Annotated in this window: 12 protein-coding genes and 1 pseudogene; 11 read left to right on the top strand and 2 right to left on the bottom strand. The window is 71.8% G+C overall.

Annotated features, from left to right (window positions below; genetic code table 11):
• Positions 1-117: 117 nt before the first annotated feature.
• The 9 genes from D7231_RS25005 to D7231_RS24965 all read left to right on the top strand — a co-directional run bounded on the left by D7231_RS25005 (position 118) and on the right by D7231_RS24965 (position 8,714).
• Complete coding sequence (locus D7231_RS25005; RefSeq protein WP_120757791.1) at positions 118-1,101, top strand: FKBP-type peptidyl-prolyl cis-trans isomerase; 984 nt, start codon at positions 118-120, stop codon at positions 1,099-1,101.
• A 64-nt stretch (positions 1,102-1,165) separates the two neighbouring features.
• The gene (locus D7231_RS25000; protein WP_120757790.1) at positions 1,166-1,540 is read left to right on the top strand and encodes an FKBP-type peptidyl-prolyl cis-trans isomerase; all 375 of its coding nucleotides are present in this window, start codon (positions 1,166-1,168) and stop codon (positions 1,538-1,540) included.
• 118 nt (positions 1,541-1,658) lie between these two features.
• Complete coding sequence (locus D7231_RS24995; protein ID WP_120757789.1) at positions 1,659-2,672, top strand: helix-turn-helix transcriptional regulator; 1,014 nt, start codon at positions 1,659-1,661, stop codon at positions 2,670-2,672.
• Positions 2,673-2,753: 81 nt separating this feature from the next.
• Positions 2,754-3,716, top strand: a complete 963-nt coding sequence (locus tag D7231_RS24990; protein ID WP_120757788.1) for a helix-turn-helix transcriptional regulator — start codon at positions 2,754-2,756, stop codon at positions 3,714-3,716.
• Between the two features lie 11 nt (positions 3,717-3,727).
• Positions 3,728-3,967 (top strand): hypothetical protein, encoded by a 240-nt coding sequence (locus D7231_RS24985; protein ID WP_120757920.1) that lies wholly within the window; start codon positions 3,728-3,730, stop codon positions 3,965-3,967.
• A gap of 70 nt (positions 3,968-4,037) precedes the next feature.
• Positions 4,038-4,253 carry a hypothetical protein gene (locus D7231_RS24980; RefSeq protein WP_120757787.1) on the top strand — a complete coding sequence of 72 codons (216 nt, stop codon included), beginning with the start codon at positions 4,038-4,040 and terminating at the stop codon, positions 4,251-4,253.
• A gap of 228 nt (positions 4,254-4,481) precedes the next feature.
• Complete coding sequence (gene tatA, locus D7231_RS24975) at positions 4,482-4,763, top strand: Sec-independent protein translocase subunit TatA (RefSeq protein ID WP_106677746.1); 282 nt, start codon at positions 4,482-4,484, stop codon at positions 4,761-4,763.
• Positions 4,764-4,882: 119 nt separating this feature from the next.
• A complete protein-coding gene (tatC, locus tag D7231_RS24970; protein WP_120757786.1) occupies positions 4,883-5,773 on the top strand; it encodes a twin-arginine translocase subunit TatC in 891 nt (296 codons plus the stop codon).
• A gap of 115 nt (positions 5,774-5,888) precedes the next feature.
• Positions 5,889-8,714, top strand: coding sequence for a DEAD/DEAH box helicase (locus D7231_RS24965; protein ID WP_120757785.1), 2,826 nt, complete (start codon positions 5,889-5,891; stop codon positions 8,712-8,714).
• A 74-nt stretch (positions 8,715-8,788) separates the two neighbouring features.
• Here the strand turns inward: D7231_RS24965 and D7231_RS24960 are convergent, their stop codons facing one another.
• Together D7231_RS24960 and D7231_RS24955 are read right to left on the bottom strand one after the other, a co-directional pair.
• On the bottom strand, positions 8,789-9,637 hold the full coding sequence (locus tag D7231_RS24960; RefSeq protein ID WP_120757784.1) for a siderophore-interacting protein: 849 nt from the start codon (positions 9,635-9,637) through the stop codon (positions 8,789-8,791).
• An 80-nt stretch (positions 9,638-9,717) separates the two neighbouring features.
• Positions 9,718-10,623 carry a 5'-3' exonuclease gene (locus tag D7231_RS24955; RefSeq protein WP_120757783.1) on the bottom strand — a complete coding sequence of 302 codons (906 nt, stop codon included), beginning with the start codon at positions 10,621-10,623 and terminating at the stop codon, positions 9,718-9,720.
• Positions 10,624-10,872: 249 nt separating this feature from the next.
• On the opposite strand from D7231_RS24955, the gene D7231_RS24950 reads away from it, so the two are divergent.
• Together D7231_RS24950 and D7231_RS24945 are read left to right on the top strand one after the other, a co-directional pair.
• A complete protein-coding gene (locus tag D7231_RS24950; protein WP_120757782.1) occupies positions 10,873-12,039 on the top strand; it encodes a quaternary amine ABC transporter ATP-binding protein in 1,167 nt (388 codons plus the stop codon).
• A pseudogene (locus D7231_RS24945) lies at positions 12,032-13,828 on the top strand (ABC transporter permease/substrate binding protein); the annotation flags it as partial. The gene D7231_RS24950 and the pseudogene D7231_RS24945, both read left to right, overlap by 8 nt.
• Between the last annotated feature and the right edge of the window lie 12 nt (positions 13,829-13,840).

Genomic DNA, 13,840 nt, shown 5'->3' with positions numbered 1-13,840 from the left:
GTGCGCCGGGCCGTGCGGGCCCGGTGCACCGCCGTGTCGGGCGGGGTTGATCGCACAGATTGAGGCCGTAGAGTGGCGGGCACTTGCTCAGCCACCCCCCTAGCCCGAGTTGGACTGATGAACCTCACGAAGAACACGCGTCGCCTGGCCGCGGCGCTGGCCGTGCCTGCCCTGCTGTTCTCCGCCGCGGCGTGCGGCGGTGACGACAAGGGGTCGTCCGAGGCGAAGGTCTCGGTGAAGGGTGACTTCGGCCAGAAGCCCGAGATCTCCGTGGAGAAGGACTCGAAGCCGGGCGACGAGCTCTCCGTCAAGACGCTCTCGGAGGGCAAGGGCGACAAGGTCGAGAAGGGCACGTTCGTGCGGCTCGACTTCGCCGTGCAGAGCATGAAGGACGACAAGCCGCTGGGCGGTTCCTGGTCGAGCCAGGGGCAGATCCCGGGCAACAAGGACGTGCGCCGCCAGGACGTCTTCGCGGCGGGCCAGCCGGGCCAGCAGGTGCCCGCGAAGGTGGCGGACGCCGTGACCGGCCAGCGGGCCGGCAGCCGGGTCGAGGTCGTGGGCACGGTCAAGGACACCATCGGCGAGCAGGTCAACCCGCAGCTCGGCCTGGCTCCGGAGGACGGCCTGGTGTGGGTCGTGGACGTGGTCGGCGGTCAGAAGGTCGACCCGAAGAGCGAGGTCAAGGGCGACCAGGCGAAGCCGGACGAGGGCATGCCCGAGGTGAAGGTGCTGCCGCAGAAGGCCGCGGAGATCACCATTCCCAAGGACGCCAAGGCGCCGTCGGACCTCAAGGAGCAGGTGCTGATCAAGGGCACGGGCCCCGAGATCAAGGCCGGCGAGGGCCTGATCGCCCAGTACACCGGCGTGAAGTGGGAGGACGGCAAGAAGTTCGACTCCTCCTGGGACCACTCGGGGGCGACGAGCTTCCAGATCGGCACGGGCTCGGTCGTCCAGGGCTGGGACAAGGGCCTGGTCGGCAAGCACGTCGGGGACCGGGTCGAGCTGGTGATCCCGCCGAAGCTGGGCTACGAGGGCCAGGCCGGCAGCGGTCTGGACAAGAACACCCTGGTATTCGTCGTGGACATCGTGGGCAAGGTCTGATCTCCGACCGATATCTGCCAGACTTGCACGGTTGTCTACAAGATTCGTTCGTAGGAGCACTTTCGTGAGCATCGACAAGCCCGAGATTGATTTCCCCGACGGCCCGGTGCCCTCTGACCTGGAGATCACCGAGGTCTGGGAGGGTGACGGCGCGGTCGCCAAGGCCGGCGACTTCGTCAAGGTCCACTACGTGGGCGTGGCCTTCTCCACCGGCGAGGAGTTCGACGCGAGCTGGAACCGCGGCACCCCGCTGGAGTTCAAGCTGGGCGCCGGCCAGGTCATCGAGGGCTGGGACAAGGGCATCCAGGGCATGAAGGTCGGTGGCCGCCGCAAGCTGGTCATCCCCGCCCACCTCGCCTACGGCGAGCGTGGCGCCGGTGGCGGCGTGATCGCCCCGGGCGAGACGCTGATCTTCGTCTGTGACCTGATCGCGGTCTGAGTCACCTGCCGGCGGGCCGAGGGTCCATGCTCCTCCAGGGGCATGGACCCTCGGCTTTTGCGCAGGAAGACCGGAGCGGTACGGTCAGCGGTTGAGAGCACAAGCAGAGAGGGCGTCGATGGCGATTGCCAAGGCCGAGCGGTTGATGAACCTGGCACTGTGCCTGCTGGGGACGCGCCGCCCGCTGAGCAAGCGGGAGCTTCGCGGGTCCATTGAGGCCTACCTCGAGGCCTTCGGGCCGGGGTACGCGGCGGCCTCGGGCGCCGACTCCGGGGCCTCGGACAACGCCCAGGGCAGTGACGACGCCTTCAACCGCATGTTCGAGCGCGACAAGGAAGACCTGCGCGAGCTCGGCCTGATCATCGAGACGGTGGAGAGCGTCGACGGCGAGACCGGCTATCTGGCCCGCCGCGACAGCAACCGCCTGCCCCCCATCACGCTGGACGTCGAGGAGGCCGCCGCCCTGGGGCTGGCGGCCAGCGTCTGGCAGCAGGCGCGCCTGGCCGCCGCCGCCAGCGGAGCGCTGCAAAAGCTGCGGGCCGCCGGGATGCCGCTCGCGGAGGAGGTCTACGGCAGCCACAGCGCGCTGGAGACGCGGATCCCGGTGCACGAGGCGGCCTTCGAGCCGCTGATGCTCGCGGCGCGCGACCGGCGCCCGGTGGTCTTCGACTACCGCAAGGCGAACTCGGCCCGCCCCGAGCAGCGGCACGTCGAGCCGTGGACGCTGGAGTGCTGGCGCGGCCACTGGTACCTGGCGGGCTGGGACCGCGACCGCAAGGCGGAGCGGGTCTTCCGGCTGTCCCGGATCACCGGCAAGGTCCGCTCGCGGGGCATCCCCTTCACGGCGCCGGTGCCCGACCACGTGACGGTCCGCGAGACCGTCGAGCGGTGGGCGGGCGAGACGGCGACGGGCACGGCCCGGATCAAGGTGCGGGCGGACCACGGCTATCCGCTGCGGGCCCGGGCCACGAGCACGCGCGAGCTGGGCGACGGCTGGGACGAGCTGGAGATCCCGTACGGGCACGGGCTGGACGCGTGGCTGGTGGAGTTCGGCCCGGACGTGGTCGTGCTGGAGCCGGCCGAGCTGCGGGAGCAGGTCCTGGACCGGCTGCGTGCCGTGGCCAAGGGCTGAGCTGAGACAGGCTGATACGGGGACAGGCGGACGACGGGCCCGAGGGTCCGTCGGGGGCTGAGAGGAACGGACCGACTTCTGATGGCCGGAAACGCCATTGACCAGACGCGGCGCATGCTGTCGCTGGTCACCTATCTGCGGGAGCGCCCCGGCGCCCGGGTCACGGACGTGGCACGGGCCTTCGGGATCACCGAGGACGAGCTCATCGGCGACCTCGACGTGCTGCCCATGTGCGGCACCAGCTTCCGCGGCGGTGACCTGCTCGACATCGACACCGACGGCGACCGCATCTGGTGGCACAACCCGGACGCCTCGGGCAGCAGCACCGGCGAGCCGCTGCGGCTCGCCGCCGACGAGGCCACGGCCCTGCTGGTGGCCGCGCGCGCCGTGGCCACGCTGCCGGGCCTGCGCGAGAGCGGCCGGCAGGCGCTGGTGCGGGCCACCGCGAAGATCGAGGCCGCCGCGGGCGAGGCCGCCGGAGCCAGCTCCCGGCTGTCGGTGACCTTCGAGTCCGAGGGCGGCGTCTTCGCGGACGTCGACCGGGCGATCGCCGAGCGCCGCCGCGTGCTGATCACGTACTACTCGCCCGCGCGCGACGAGCTCACCGAGCGCGAGGTCGACCCGATCCGGCTGTTCGTCGTCGGCCACACGTACATGGAGGCGTGGTGCCGGCTGTCGGAGGCCCGGCGCACCTTCCGCCTGGACCGGGTGGCCGAAATCCGGCTGCTGGACGAGCCGTCCGATCCGCCGCCGGTCGAGCTGCGGGACCTCTCCGAGGGGCTGGTGCAGCCGGCCGCCGAGGACCCGGAGGTCGTGATCGAGGTCGGCCCGGGCGGCCGCTGGGTCGCCGAGTACTACCCCCACGACAGCGCCGAGGAGCTGCCCGACGGGGGCCTGCGGATCACGCTGCGCACCCCGGAGCCGGCCTCGCTGCGCCGGCTCGCGCTGCGGCTGGGCGGCGACGGGCGCATAGTCTCGCCGGCCGTGCTGGCGGACAGCGCCCGGGACGCGGCCCGCGAGGCCCTTGCGGCGTACGGGGAGTGAGGGTGGACGCGATGGACGGGCGGGTGCCGGGCGCCGCGATGTTCAAGGCGGCGTGCCCGGACTGCCGCGGCCGCTTCGAGCTGGCGGCGAGCGCGCTGCGGCTGGCGATCGGCGGCAGCCGGCGCACCACCTTCTACTCCTTCACCTGCCCGGACTGCGGCACCGCGGTCCGCAAGCCGGCGGGGGAGCGGATCGTGGAGCTGCTGACCGGCGGCGGGGTGCGGACCCTGCGGCTGCACTCGACGGTCTGAGCGAGCCGCTCAGGCAAGCTCAGGCAAACGGTTGTTTTGAGTCATTCCGACATCCCGATAGGTTCGCCCCATGTTCTGGCCCATGCTCGCCGTCGCCCTCGCCTTCCTGGGCATCGCCGTCCTCGGGGTGCTGGCCGCCCGGGTCCTGGCCGAGGTGCGGCGGCTGGCCGGCCAGGTCTCGGAGAGCTCGCTGCGGATCAGCCGGGCCGCGGAGGACCTGGAGCGGGCCGCCGCGCCGCTCGCCGCGGCGAGCTCGCAGACCGTGCAGACTTTGCGCCAGGAATGAGCGGTTCTGACAACCTCCCTCCCGCTCTCTGCTAAGGCCACTGACCGGGCGGTACGCTGTTTCGGTGGCCCCGGCGACGAGGCGGGGGGCCGCTTCCGGGAGTACGCACGGGGATTGCCCGGCGTTCACCCCTGCGCGTTACGATCGCTGCCGTGCGTCTGATGGACAAATGTCCGATCAGTCGGGCAGTACCCACCCCATGCCGCCTCGGTGAGAAGGTAAACGCAAATGTTCGGTAGGCTCGGCGCCCCCGAGATCATCCTCATTCTCGTCGTCATCGTCCTGCTGTTCGGTGCGAAGAAGCTCCCGGACATGGCGCGTTCCCTCGGCAAGTCCGCCCGCATCCTCAAGAGCGAGGCCAAGGCCATGAAGTCGGAGGGCCAGGACAACGCCTCCGCTCCGGCCGACCCGCCGGCCGGCCAGGCCCCGCGTACGATCAAGGCGGCTCCCGGCGACGTCGCGGGCGCGCGCCCGGTCACCGAGCCGAGCGACCGCACGACGCAGCACTGAGCAGCACTTTTCCAGGGACGATCGAGGCGGCCGCCCCCGCGGCGTCCGTCTGCCGCACGAGATAGGGACGTGGGTTGCCCAAGTCTGCCCGCAAGAAGGAGAAGGACCCCGAGGGGCGGATGCCGCTCGCGGAGCACCTCCGTGAGCTGCGCAACCGGCTGGCCAAGGCGGTCCTCGCGATCATCGTGGTCGCGATCGTCGCTGCCTTCTACCAGAAGCAGCTCACGGATTTCCTCTCGAGCCCCGTTCCCAAGTGCCCCGGGCGCGATCTCGCCCAGAGCCACGGCGGCAACTGCGCGATCGTCGTCTTCAACAGCCTGTCGTCGCCGTTCACGACGATCGTCAAGATCTGCCTCCTGGCGGGCGTGACGGTCTCCTCGCCGATCTGGCTCTACCAGCTGTGGGCGTTCCTCGCCCCCGGCCTGCACAAGAGCGAGAAGAAGTACACGGTCGCCTTCGTGGCGACGGCGGCCCCGCTCTTCGTCGCGGGCGCCTGGCTGGCCTACGAGATCATGCCGATGAGCATGCGGGTGCTGCTCCAGATCACACCCGATTCCGCGGCCAACACCCTCAACCTCGACGACATCCTCGACTTCACCGTCCGGATGATCCTCGTCTTCGGCCTCGCCTTCGAGCTGCCCCTGCTCCTGGTGATGATGAACATCGCCGGCATGGTCACGGGCAAGACCATGGTCAAGTGGTGGCGGGGCGTCGTCATGGGCACCTTCGTCTTCGGCGCCGTCGCCACGCCCAGCACCGACCCGTTCGGCATGTGCATCCTCGCCGTTCCGATCATCATCCTGTACTTCGGTGCGGTCGGGTTCTCGATGCTCAACGACAAGCGCCGGGAGCGGCGCAACCCCGACCACCTGCTGTCGGACGACGAAGCCGCGCCGCTGGACCTGAGCCCGCAGCCCCTCGGCGACTCCGAGCCGATGCCGGCCCTGCACGAGGGGTCCGAGGGCGGACGCCGCGAGACCGCCCGCACCAGCTACGACGACGTGACCTGACCCGGTCCCCCCGGCGCGGGCGCGCGGCTTCCCCGGAGGGAGCCCCGTGCCCGCGCCGGGGAGCTCGATAAAGATCAGGTGACTGTCGGAGGTCACCGGTAGGCTCGTACACAAGATGACCGACGACATGTCCCCTGCTGAGCGCTACGCCCTTTCGCGGGTCCGCGCCGCCGAGCAGGCCACCGCGCTCGCACCGTTCCGCGAGATGTACGACTTCGAGCTGGATCCGTTCCAGATAGAGGCCTGCAAGGCCCTGGAGGCCGGGAAGGGCGTCCTGGTCGCCGCGCCGACCGGCTCCGGCAAGACCATCGTGGGCGAGTTCGCCGTCCACCTGGCCCTCACTCAGGGCCGCAAGTGCTTCTACACGACGCCCATCAAGGCCCTGTCGAACCAGAAGTACAGCGATCTCGTCCGGCGCTACGGCGCCGCCAAGGTCGGCCTGCTGACCGGCGACAACAGCGTCAACGCCGACGCCCCGGTGCTCGTGATGACCACCGAGGTCCTGCGCAACATGCTCTACGCCAACTCCCAGGCGCTCATCGGCCTGGGCCACGTGGTCATGGACGAGGTGCACTACCTCTCCGACCGCTTCCGCGGCGCTGTCTGGGAAGAGGTCATCATCCACCTCCCGGAGTCGGTGACCCTCGTCTCCCTCTCCGCCACCGTCTCCAACGCCGAGGAGTTCGGCGACTGGCTGGACACTGTGCGCGGCGACACCGAGGTGATCGTCTCCGAGGAGCGCCCCGTCCCGCTCTGGCAGCACGTGCTGGCCGGCCGGCGGATGTACGACCTCTTCGAGGAGGAGACCGACCACGGCGGCCGCGGCGCCGCGCGCCGCGAGGTCAACCCCGACCTGCTGCGCATGGCCCGCATGGAGAACAGCCGCACGTACAACCCGCGGGAGCGGCGCCGCGGCAAGATGGTGCGCGAGGCCGACCGCGAGCGCGAGCGCCGCCAGCGCAGCCGGATCTGGACGCCCGGCCGCCCCGAGGTCATCGAGCGCCTCGACGCCGAGGGCCTGCTGCCCGCCATCACCTTCATCTTCAGCCGCGCCGGCTGCGAGGCCGCCGTCCAGCAGTGCCTCTACGCCGGCCTGCGGCTCAACGACGACGCGGCCCGCGCCCGGGTCCGGGAGATCGTCGAGGAGCGCTGCGCCTCCATCCCCGACGAGGACCTGCACGTCCTCGGCTACTTCGAGTGGCTGGAGGGCCTGGAGCGCGGCATCGCCGCCCACCACGCCGGCATGCTGCCGACCTTCAAGGAGGTCGTCGAGGAGCTCTTCGTCAAGGGCCTGGTCAAGGCGGTCTTCGCGACCGAGACGCTGGCCCTCGGCATCAACATGCCGGCCCGCACGGTGGTGCTGGAGAAGCTCGTCAAGTGGAACGGCGAGACCCACGCGGACATCACGCCCGGCGAGTACACCCAGCTCACCGGCCGCGCGGGGCGCCGCGGCATCGACATCGAGGGGCACGCGGTCGTGCTGTGGCAGCGCGCCATGGACCCGGCCGCGCTCGCCGGCCTCGCCGGCACCCGCACCTATCCGCTGCGCTCCAGCTTCAAGCCCTCGTACAACATGGCGGTCAACCTCGTCTCGCAGTTCGGGCGGCACCGCTCCCGCGAGCTGCTGGAGACGTCGTTCGCCCAGTTCCAGGCCGACAAGTCGGTCGTCGGCATCTCCCGGCAGGTGCAGAAGAACGAGGAGGGCCTGGCGGGCTACCGCGAGGCCATCACCTGCCACCTCGGCGACTTCGACGAGTACGCCCGGCTCCGCCGCGAGCTGAAGGACCGCGAGAACGAGCTGGCCAAGCAGGGCGCGGTGCAGCGGCGCGCCGCGGCGGCCACGGCCCTGGAGCGGCTCAAGCCCGGTGACGTCATCCACGTCCCCACGGGGAAGTACGCGGGCCTGGCCCTCGTGCTCGACCCCGGCGTGCCGCCCGCCCGCGCGGACCGGCACCGCGGCTTCGACCCCTACGACGGGCCGCGCCCCCTGGTGCTCACCGCGGAGCGGCAGGTCAAGCGGCTCGCACCGATCGACTTCCCGGTGCCGGTGGAGCCCCTGGAGCGGATGCGGATCCCCAAGTCCTTCAACGCGCGCTCCCCGCAGTCGCGCCGCGACCTCGCCTCCGCGCTGCGCACCAAGGCCGGGCACATCGTGCCCGACCGGCACCGCAAGTCCCGCTCCGCCGCCACGGACGACACCGAGATCGCCCGGCTGCGCACGGCCATCCGCGCGCACCCCTGCCACGGCTGCTCCGAGCGCGAGGACCACGCCCGCTGGGCCGAGCGCTACCACCGCTTGCAGCGGGACACCCGCCAGCTGGAGCGGCGCATCGAGGGGCGGACGAACACCATCGCCCGCACCTTCGACCGGATCTGCGCGCTCCTGACCGACCTGGACTACCTGCACGGGACCGAAGTCACCGAGCACGGCAGGCGGCTCGCCCGGCTCTACGGCGAGCTCGACCTGCTGGCCTCGGAGTGCCTGCGCGACGGCGTGTGGGAGGGCCTGAAGCCGGCCGAGCTGGCGGCGTGCGCCTCCGCGCTGGTCTTCGAGGCCCGCACGGCCGACGACGCCGCGCCGCCGAAGCTGCCCGCGGGCCCCGCGAAGGAGGCCCTCGGCGAGATGGTCCGCATCTGGGGCCGGCTGGACGCCCTGGAGGAACAGCACAAGATCAATCAGACGGAGGGCGTCGGCCAGCGCGAGCCGGACCTGGGCTTCGCCTGGGCCGCGTACCGCTGGGCGTCCGGGCACGGCCTGGACGAGGTCCTGCGGGAGATCGAGATGCCGGCGGGCGACTTCGTCCGGTGGTGCAAGCAGCTGATCGACGTGCTCGGGCAGATCGCGGCGGCGGCGCCGCCGGGCAGCACGGTGGCGCGGAACGCGCGCCGGGCCGTGGACGGCCTGCTGCGGGGCGTCGTGGCGTACTCGTCGGTGGGCTGAGACGTGCGGAATGCCCCTGGCCCTCCCCGAGGGAGGGCCAGGGGCCCGCGGCCGGGCCGCTGCCGCGCCGGCGGTTACGCCGCCGCCGCGCCCTCCTGCTCCACCTCTACCTGCTGGTTCCACTCGCGCTTCGACGCCTGCCAGCCGTCCTCGTCGTGGCCGCGGCGCCAGTAGCCCGACACGGACAGCCGCTCGCGCGGCACCTCGCGCTCCACGCGCAGATAGCGGCGCAGCTCCTTCACGAAGCCCGCCTCGCCGTGCACGAAGGCCTGGACGTCACCGGCGGGGAAGTCGAGCCCGCGGACGGCCGCGACCAGCGCCTCGCCGACGGGCGCGGCGCCGCGGTGCAGCCACGTGACCTCGACGCCCTCGGCCAGCTCCAGCTTCTGCTCCTCCTCCGGTCCCGCGATCTCGACGAAGGCGTGGACGCGCGCGCCCGCCGGGATCCGCTCCAGGGACGCGGCGATCGCCGGCAGCGCGCTCTCGTCGCCCGCCAGCAGGTGCCAGCCGGCGGCCGGGTCGGGGGAGTAGGCGCCGCCGGGGCCGCGGAAGAGCACCTCGGCGCCCGGCTGCACGGAGGCCGCCCACGGGCCGGCCAGGCCCTCGTCGCCGTGGACGACGAAGTCGATGGCGAGCTCGCGCGCAGCGCGGTCGAAGGAGCGCACCGTGTACGTGCGGGTCTTCGGCCAGTGCTCGGGCGGCAGGTCCTGGCGGATGACCTGCATGTCGAACGACTCGGGGTAGGTGACACCGGGCACGGGGAAGAGCAGCTTCACGTAGTGGTCGGTGTGCTCGCCGGCGGCGAAGTCCGCGAGGCCCTCGCCGCCGAGGACCACGCGCACCATGTGCGGCGTGAGCCGCTCGGTGCGCAGCACGTGCGCGCGGTTGAGCTTGGGCTGCTTCCGTACGGGACGGTCTGCCATGGCTGTCTCCCCTGATCCCCTGATCCTGAAAAGTTAGGTCCGCCTAACTTAACAAAGTTAGGCGGACCCGGCCCAGCGACTCAGCCTCCGAGCACGCCCAGCAGCCGCTGGAGGGACCCGCCCAGCCCCCACCGCTCCGCCAGTGCCTCCAGCACCTCGGGATCCCGCGGCTCCGCCGGCAGCGCCGCGTCGAACGGCGGGAGCGGAACGTCGGACGCGACCCGTACGACCTTCGGCGCCACCGCCAGATACGGCCGGGCCTCCGTCAGGCGCGTGCGCTGCGCCGGGGTCAGCTTCGCCGCCGGGTCGTCCACGGCCGCCAGGATCCCCGCCAGGTCGCCGAAGGCGGCCAGCAGCTTCGCGGCCGTCTTCTCGCCGACGCCCGGCACGCCCGGCAGGCCGTCGCTGGGGTCGCCGCGCAGCAGCGCCAGGTCGGCGTAGCCGGAGCCGTCCACCCCGTACTTCTCGCGCAGCAGCGCCTCGTCGACCGGCTGGAGCGTGCCGACGCCCTTGAGCGGATACAGCACGCGCACCCCGCGCCGGTCGTCCACCAGCTGGTACAGGTCGCGGTCGCCCGTGACGATGTCGACCGGGCCCGCGGCGCGGCCCGCGAGCGTGCCGATCACGTCGTCGGCCTCGTAGCCCGCGGCGCCCACCCGGGCGATGCCGATCGCGTCGAGCACGGCCTCGATGACCGGGACCTGCGGCGAGAGGGTGTCGGGCACCTCCTCCTCGTCCGGGCCGGCCGCCGTCTCCTCGGCGACCCGGTGCGCCTTGTAGGAGGGGATGAGCTCGACCCTCCAGTGCGGCCGCCAGTCGAAGTCCATGCAGGCCACCAGGTCGTCCGGGTGGTGGTCCTGGACGAGGCGGGCGATGAAGTCGAGCAGGCCGCGCACGGCGTTCACCGGGGTGCCGTCGGGGGCGCGGACGGAGTCCGGCACGCCGAAGTAGGCGCGGAAGTACAGGGAAGCGGTGTCGAGGAGCATCAGGCGTCGCGTCACGCTCCGATCATGCCGCAGACCACTGACACGGCTCCCGCAACCCCGCCCCGCCGATGTGAAGCGGGTCACTGTTCCGTTTGCCCTGATTGATCGGGGGCAGGCGCGGCACCGGAGCGGACCCGGTCCTCGGCACGTGTGCCTGGAAGCGGGCGCGCGGACCGATTGCCGCACCGCTCCACGGCCCTGCCACCCGGGGGAGGCAGGGCCGTCGTGAGTTCGACCCGAGAGGTGTATGTGTCCAGGCTCCAGGCCGAGCATCTGTACAAGGTGTTCGGCAGACGACCCGAAGCCGCCGTCGAACGGCTCGAAAGCGGTGCCGACCGCGACGAGCTGCGCGCCGACGGCACCACCGCAGCCGTCATCGACGCCTCGTTCGAGGTCGAGGCCGGCCAGATCTTCGTGGTGATGGGTCTGTCCGGATCCGGCAAGTCCACCCTCCTGCGCATGCTCAACGGCCTGCTGGAGCCGACCGCCGGACGCGTTCTCTTCGACGGCCAGGACCTGACCGCGCTGGCCCCGCGCGACCTGCGCACGGTGCGCTCCCGGAAGATCAGCATGGTCTTCCAGCACTTCGCGCTGTTCCCGCACCGCAGCGTGCTGGAGAACGCGGCCTACGGCCTGGAGGTCCAGGGCGTGCCGCGCGCGGAGCGCCTCGAGCGGGCCGCCGAGGCGCTGGAGCTCGCGGGCCTCAAGGGCTGGGAGACCTCCTGGCCCGACGAGCTCTCGGGCGGCATGCAGCAGCGCGTCGGCCTCGCCCGCGCCCTGGCCACCGACGCGGACCTGCTGCTGATGGACGAGTCCTTCAGCGCCCTCGACCCGCTGATCCGCCGAGACATGCAGGACCAGCTCCTGGACCTCCAGACGCGGCTGAAGAAGACCATCGTCTTCATCACCCACGACCTCAACGAGGCCATGCGCCTCGGCGACCGGATCGCCGTCATGCGCGACGGCCGGATCGTGCAGAACGGCACCGCGGAGGACATCCTCGTGCGCCCGGCCAACGACTACGTGGCCTCCTTCATCCAGGACGTCGACCGCAGCCGGGTGCTGACCGCCGGCTCGATCATGACCAGCGGCGCCGGAGCCGGGGCCGGTGCCGCCACCGTCCCCGCCGCGACGCCCGTCGCCGAGCTCTTCACCCCGCTCGCCCGCAGCACCGACCCCCTCACCGTCACCGACGCGCAGGGCGAGCCGGCCGGTGTCATCACGCGCGACCTGCTGCTCACCGCGCTCGGCGAAGAGGCCGAGGTGCCCGCCCAGCGGACCCCGCAGACGGCGGAAGCCGGAAAGCCGGCGGCCGCGAAGGCCGCGGCCGCGAAGTCCCCGGAGGCCGGCGACGAGCCCGCGGAGGCCGCCACGCCCGCCCGCGCCGACGAGGCGGAGGTGAGCGCCCGTGCCTAGGATCCACCTCGGAAGCTGGGCGGAGAACGCCGTCAGCTGGCTGCAGACCCACCTGAGCTGGCTCTTCGACGCCATCAACACCGTCCTGACCGGCATGTACGACGGCGTCAACGCCGTCCTCGGCGGCCCCGAGCCGCTGCTCATGGCCGGCATCCTGGCCGTCGTCGCCTGGTGGCTGCGCGGCCTCCTGGCCGCCGTGCTCACCTTCGCCGGCTTCGCCTTGGTCGACTCCTTCGGCCTGTGGGAAGCCGCGATGGCGACCCTCTCGCTCGTCCTCGTCGCGAGCCTGATCACCCTGCTCGTCGCCGTGCCGCTCGGCATCTGGGCGGCCCGCAGCAGCAAGGTCAGCGGGGCGCTGCGCCCCGCCCTGGACGTCATGCAGACGATGCCGGCGTTCGTCTACCTCATCCCCGGCGTCATGTTCTTCTCGATCGGGCCGATCCCCGGCCTGATCGCGACCGTCGTGTTCTCGATGCCGCCCGGCGTCCGCATGACCGAGCTGGGCATCCGGCAGGTCGACGGCGAGCTCGTCGAGGCCGCGACGGCCTTCGGCACCACGCCGCGCGACACCCTCACCCGGGTCCAGCTGCCGCTCGCCCTGCCCACGATCATGGCGGGCGTCAACCAGGTGATCATGCTGGCCCTGTCCATGGTCGTCATCGCCGGCATGGCGGGCGCGGGCGGCCTCGGCGAGGCCGTGTACGCGGCCGTCACCAAGGTCGACATCGGCGGCGGCGTCGAGAGCGGCCTGGCCGTCGTCGTCCTCGCCATCTACCTGGACCGGATGACCGGCGCCCTCAACCAGCGCGTCTCCCCGCTCGGCCGGCGCGCCGCCGCCAAGGCCGCGTCCGCCGCCCGCGGGCTCGCCGTCCTGCGCTACCGGCCCGGCACGGCCGTCGCCGCCGTCGGCGTCGTCGTCCTGGCGCTGGTCGCCGGCGGCATGAACCTCGCCCGCAGCGGCGACGGCGGGCACAGCGTCGCGGCCGGCGCCGACGTGGGCCACGGCCGGGGCATCAAGCTCGGCTACTTCCCGTGGGACGAGGCCGTCGCCACCACGTACCTGTGGCAGAACATCCTGGAGGACCGCGGGTTCAAGCCGGACGTCAAGCAGCTCGACCCCGGCCCGCTGTACACCGCGCTGGCCCAGGGCCAGATGGACGTCCAGTTCGACTCCTGGCTGCCCACGACCCACAAGCAGTACATGGACCGCTACCGCGACCAGCTCACCGACCTGGGCGCCTGGTACGGGCCCACGTCGCTGGAGCTGTCCGTGCCCGACTACGTCAAGGGCGTGGACTCGCTGGAGGACCTCAAGGGCAAGAGCGGGCAGTTCGGCGGGAAGATCGTCGGCATCGAGTCCAGCGCGGGCATGATGGCCACGCTCAACGACAAGGTCCTCAAGGAGTACGGCCTGGACGGCGAGTACAAGGTCGTCTCCTCGTCCACCTCCTCGATGCTCGCCGACCTCGACCGGGCCATCAAGAAGCAGGAGCCCATCGTCACCACCCTGTGGTCGCCCCACTGGGCCTACGGCAAGCACAAGCTGAAGAAGCTCAAGGACCCCAAGGGCGCCTGGGGCAAGGGCGAGGAGATCCACGCCGTCGGCAAGAAGGACTTCGGCAAGGACTTCCCCGAAGTCACCGCCTGGCTGAAGGACTTCAAGCTGTCCGAGCAGGACCTCGCCTCCCTGGAGGTCGCGATCCAGGACGGCGGCAAGGGCAAGGAGAAGGACTCCGCCCGCCGCTGGCTGGACGCCCACCCGGGCCTGGCCGACAAGCTCGCACCCGTCGGCCACTGACGA

The organism is Streptomyces klenkii, assembly GCF_003626645.1.
GTDB lineage: Bacteria > Actinomycetota > Actinomycetes > Streptomycetales > Streptomycetaceae > Streptomyces > Streptomyces klenkii.
This window is presented reverse-complemented; position numbering and strand designations above follow the sequence as displayed.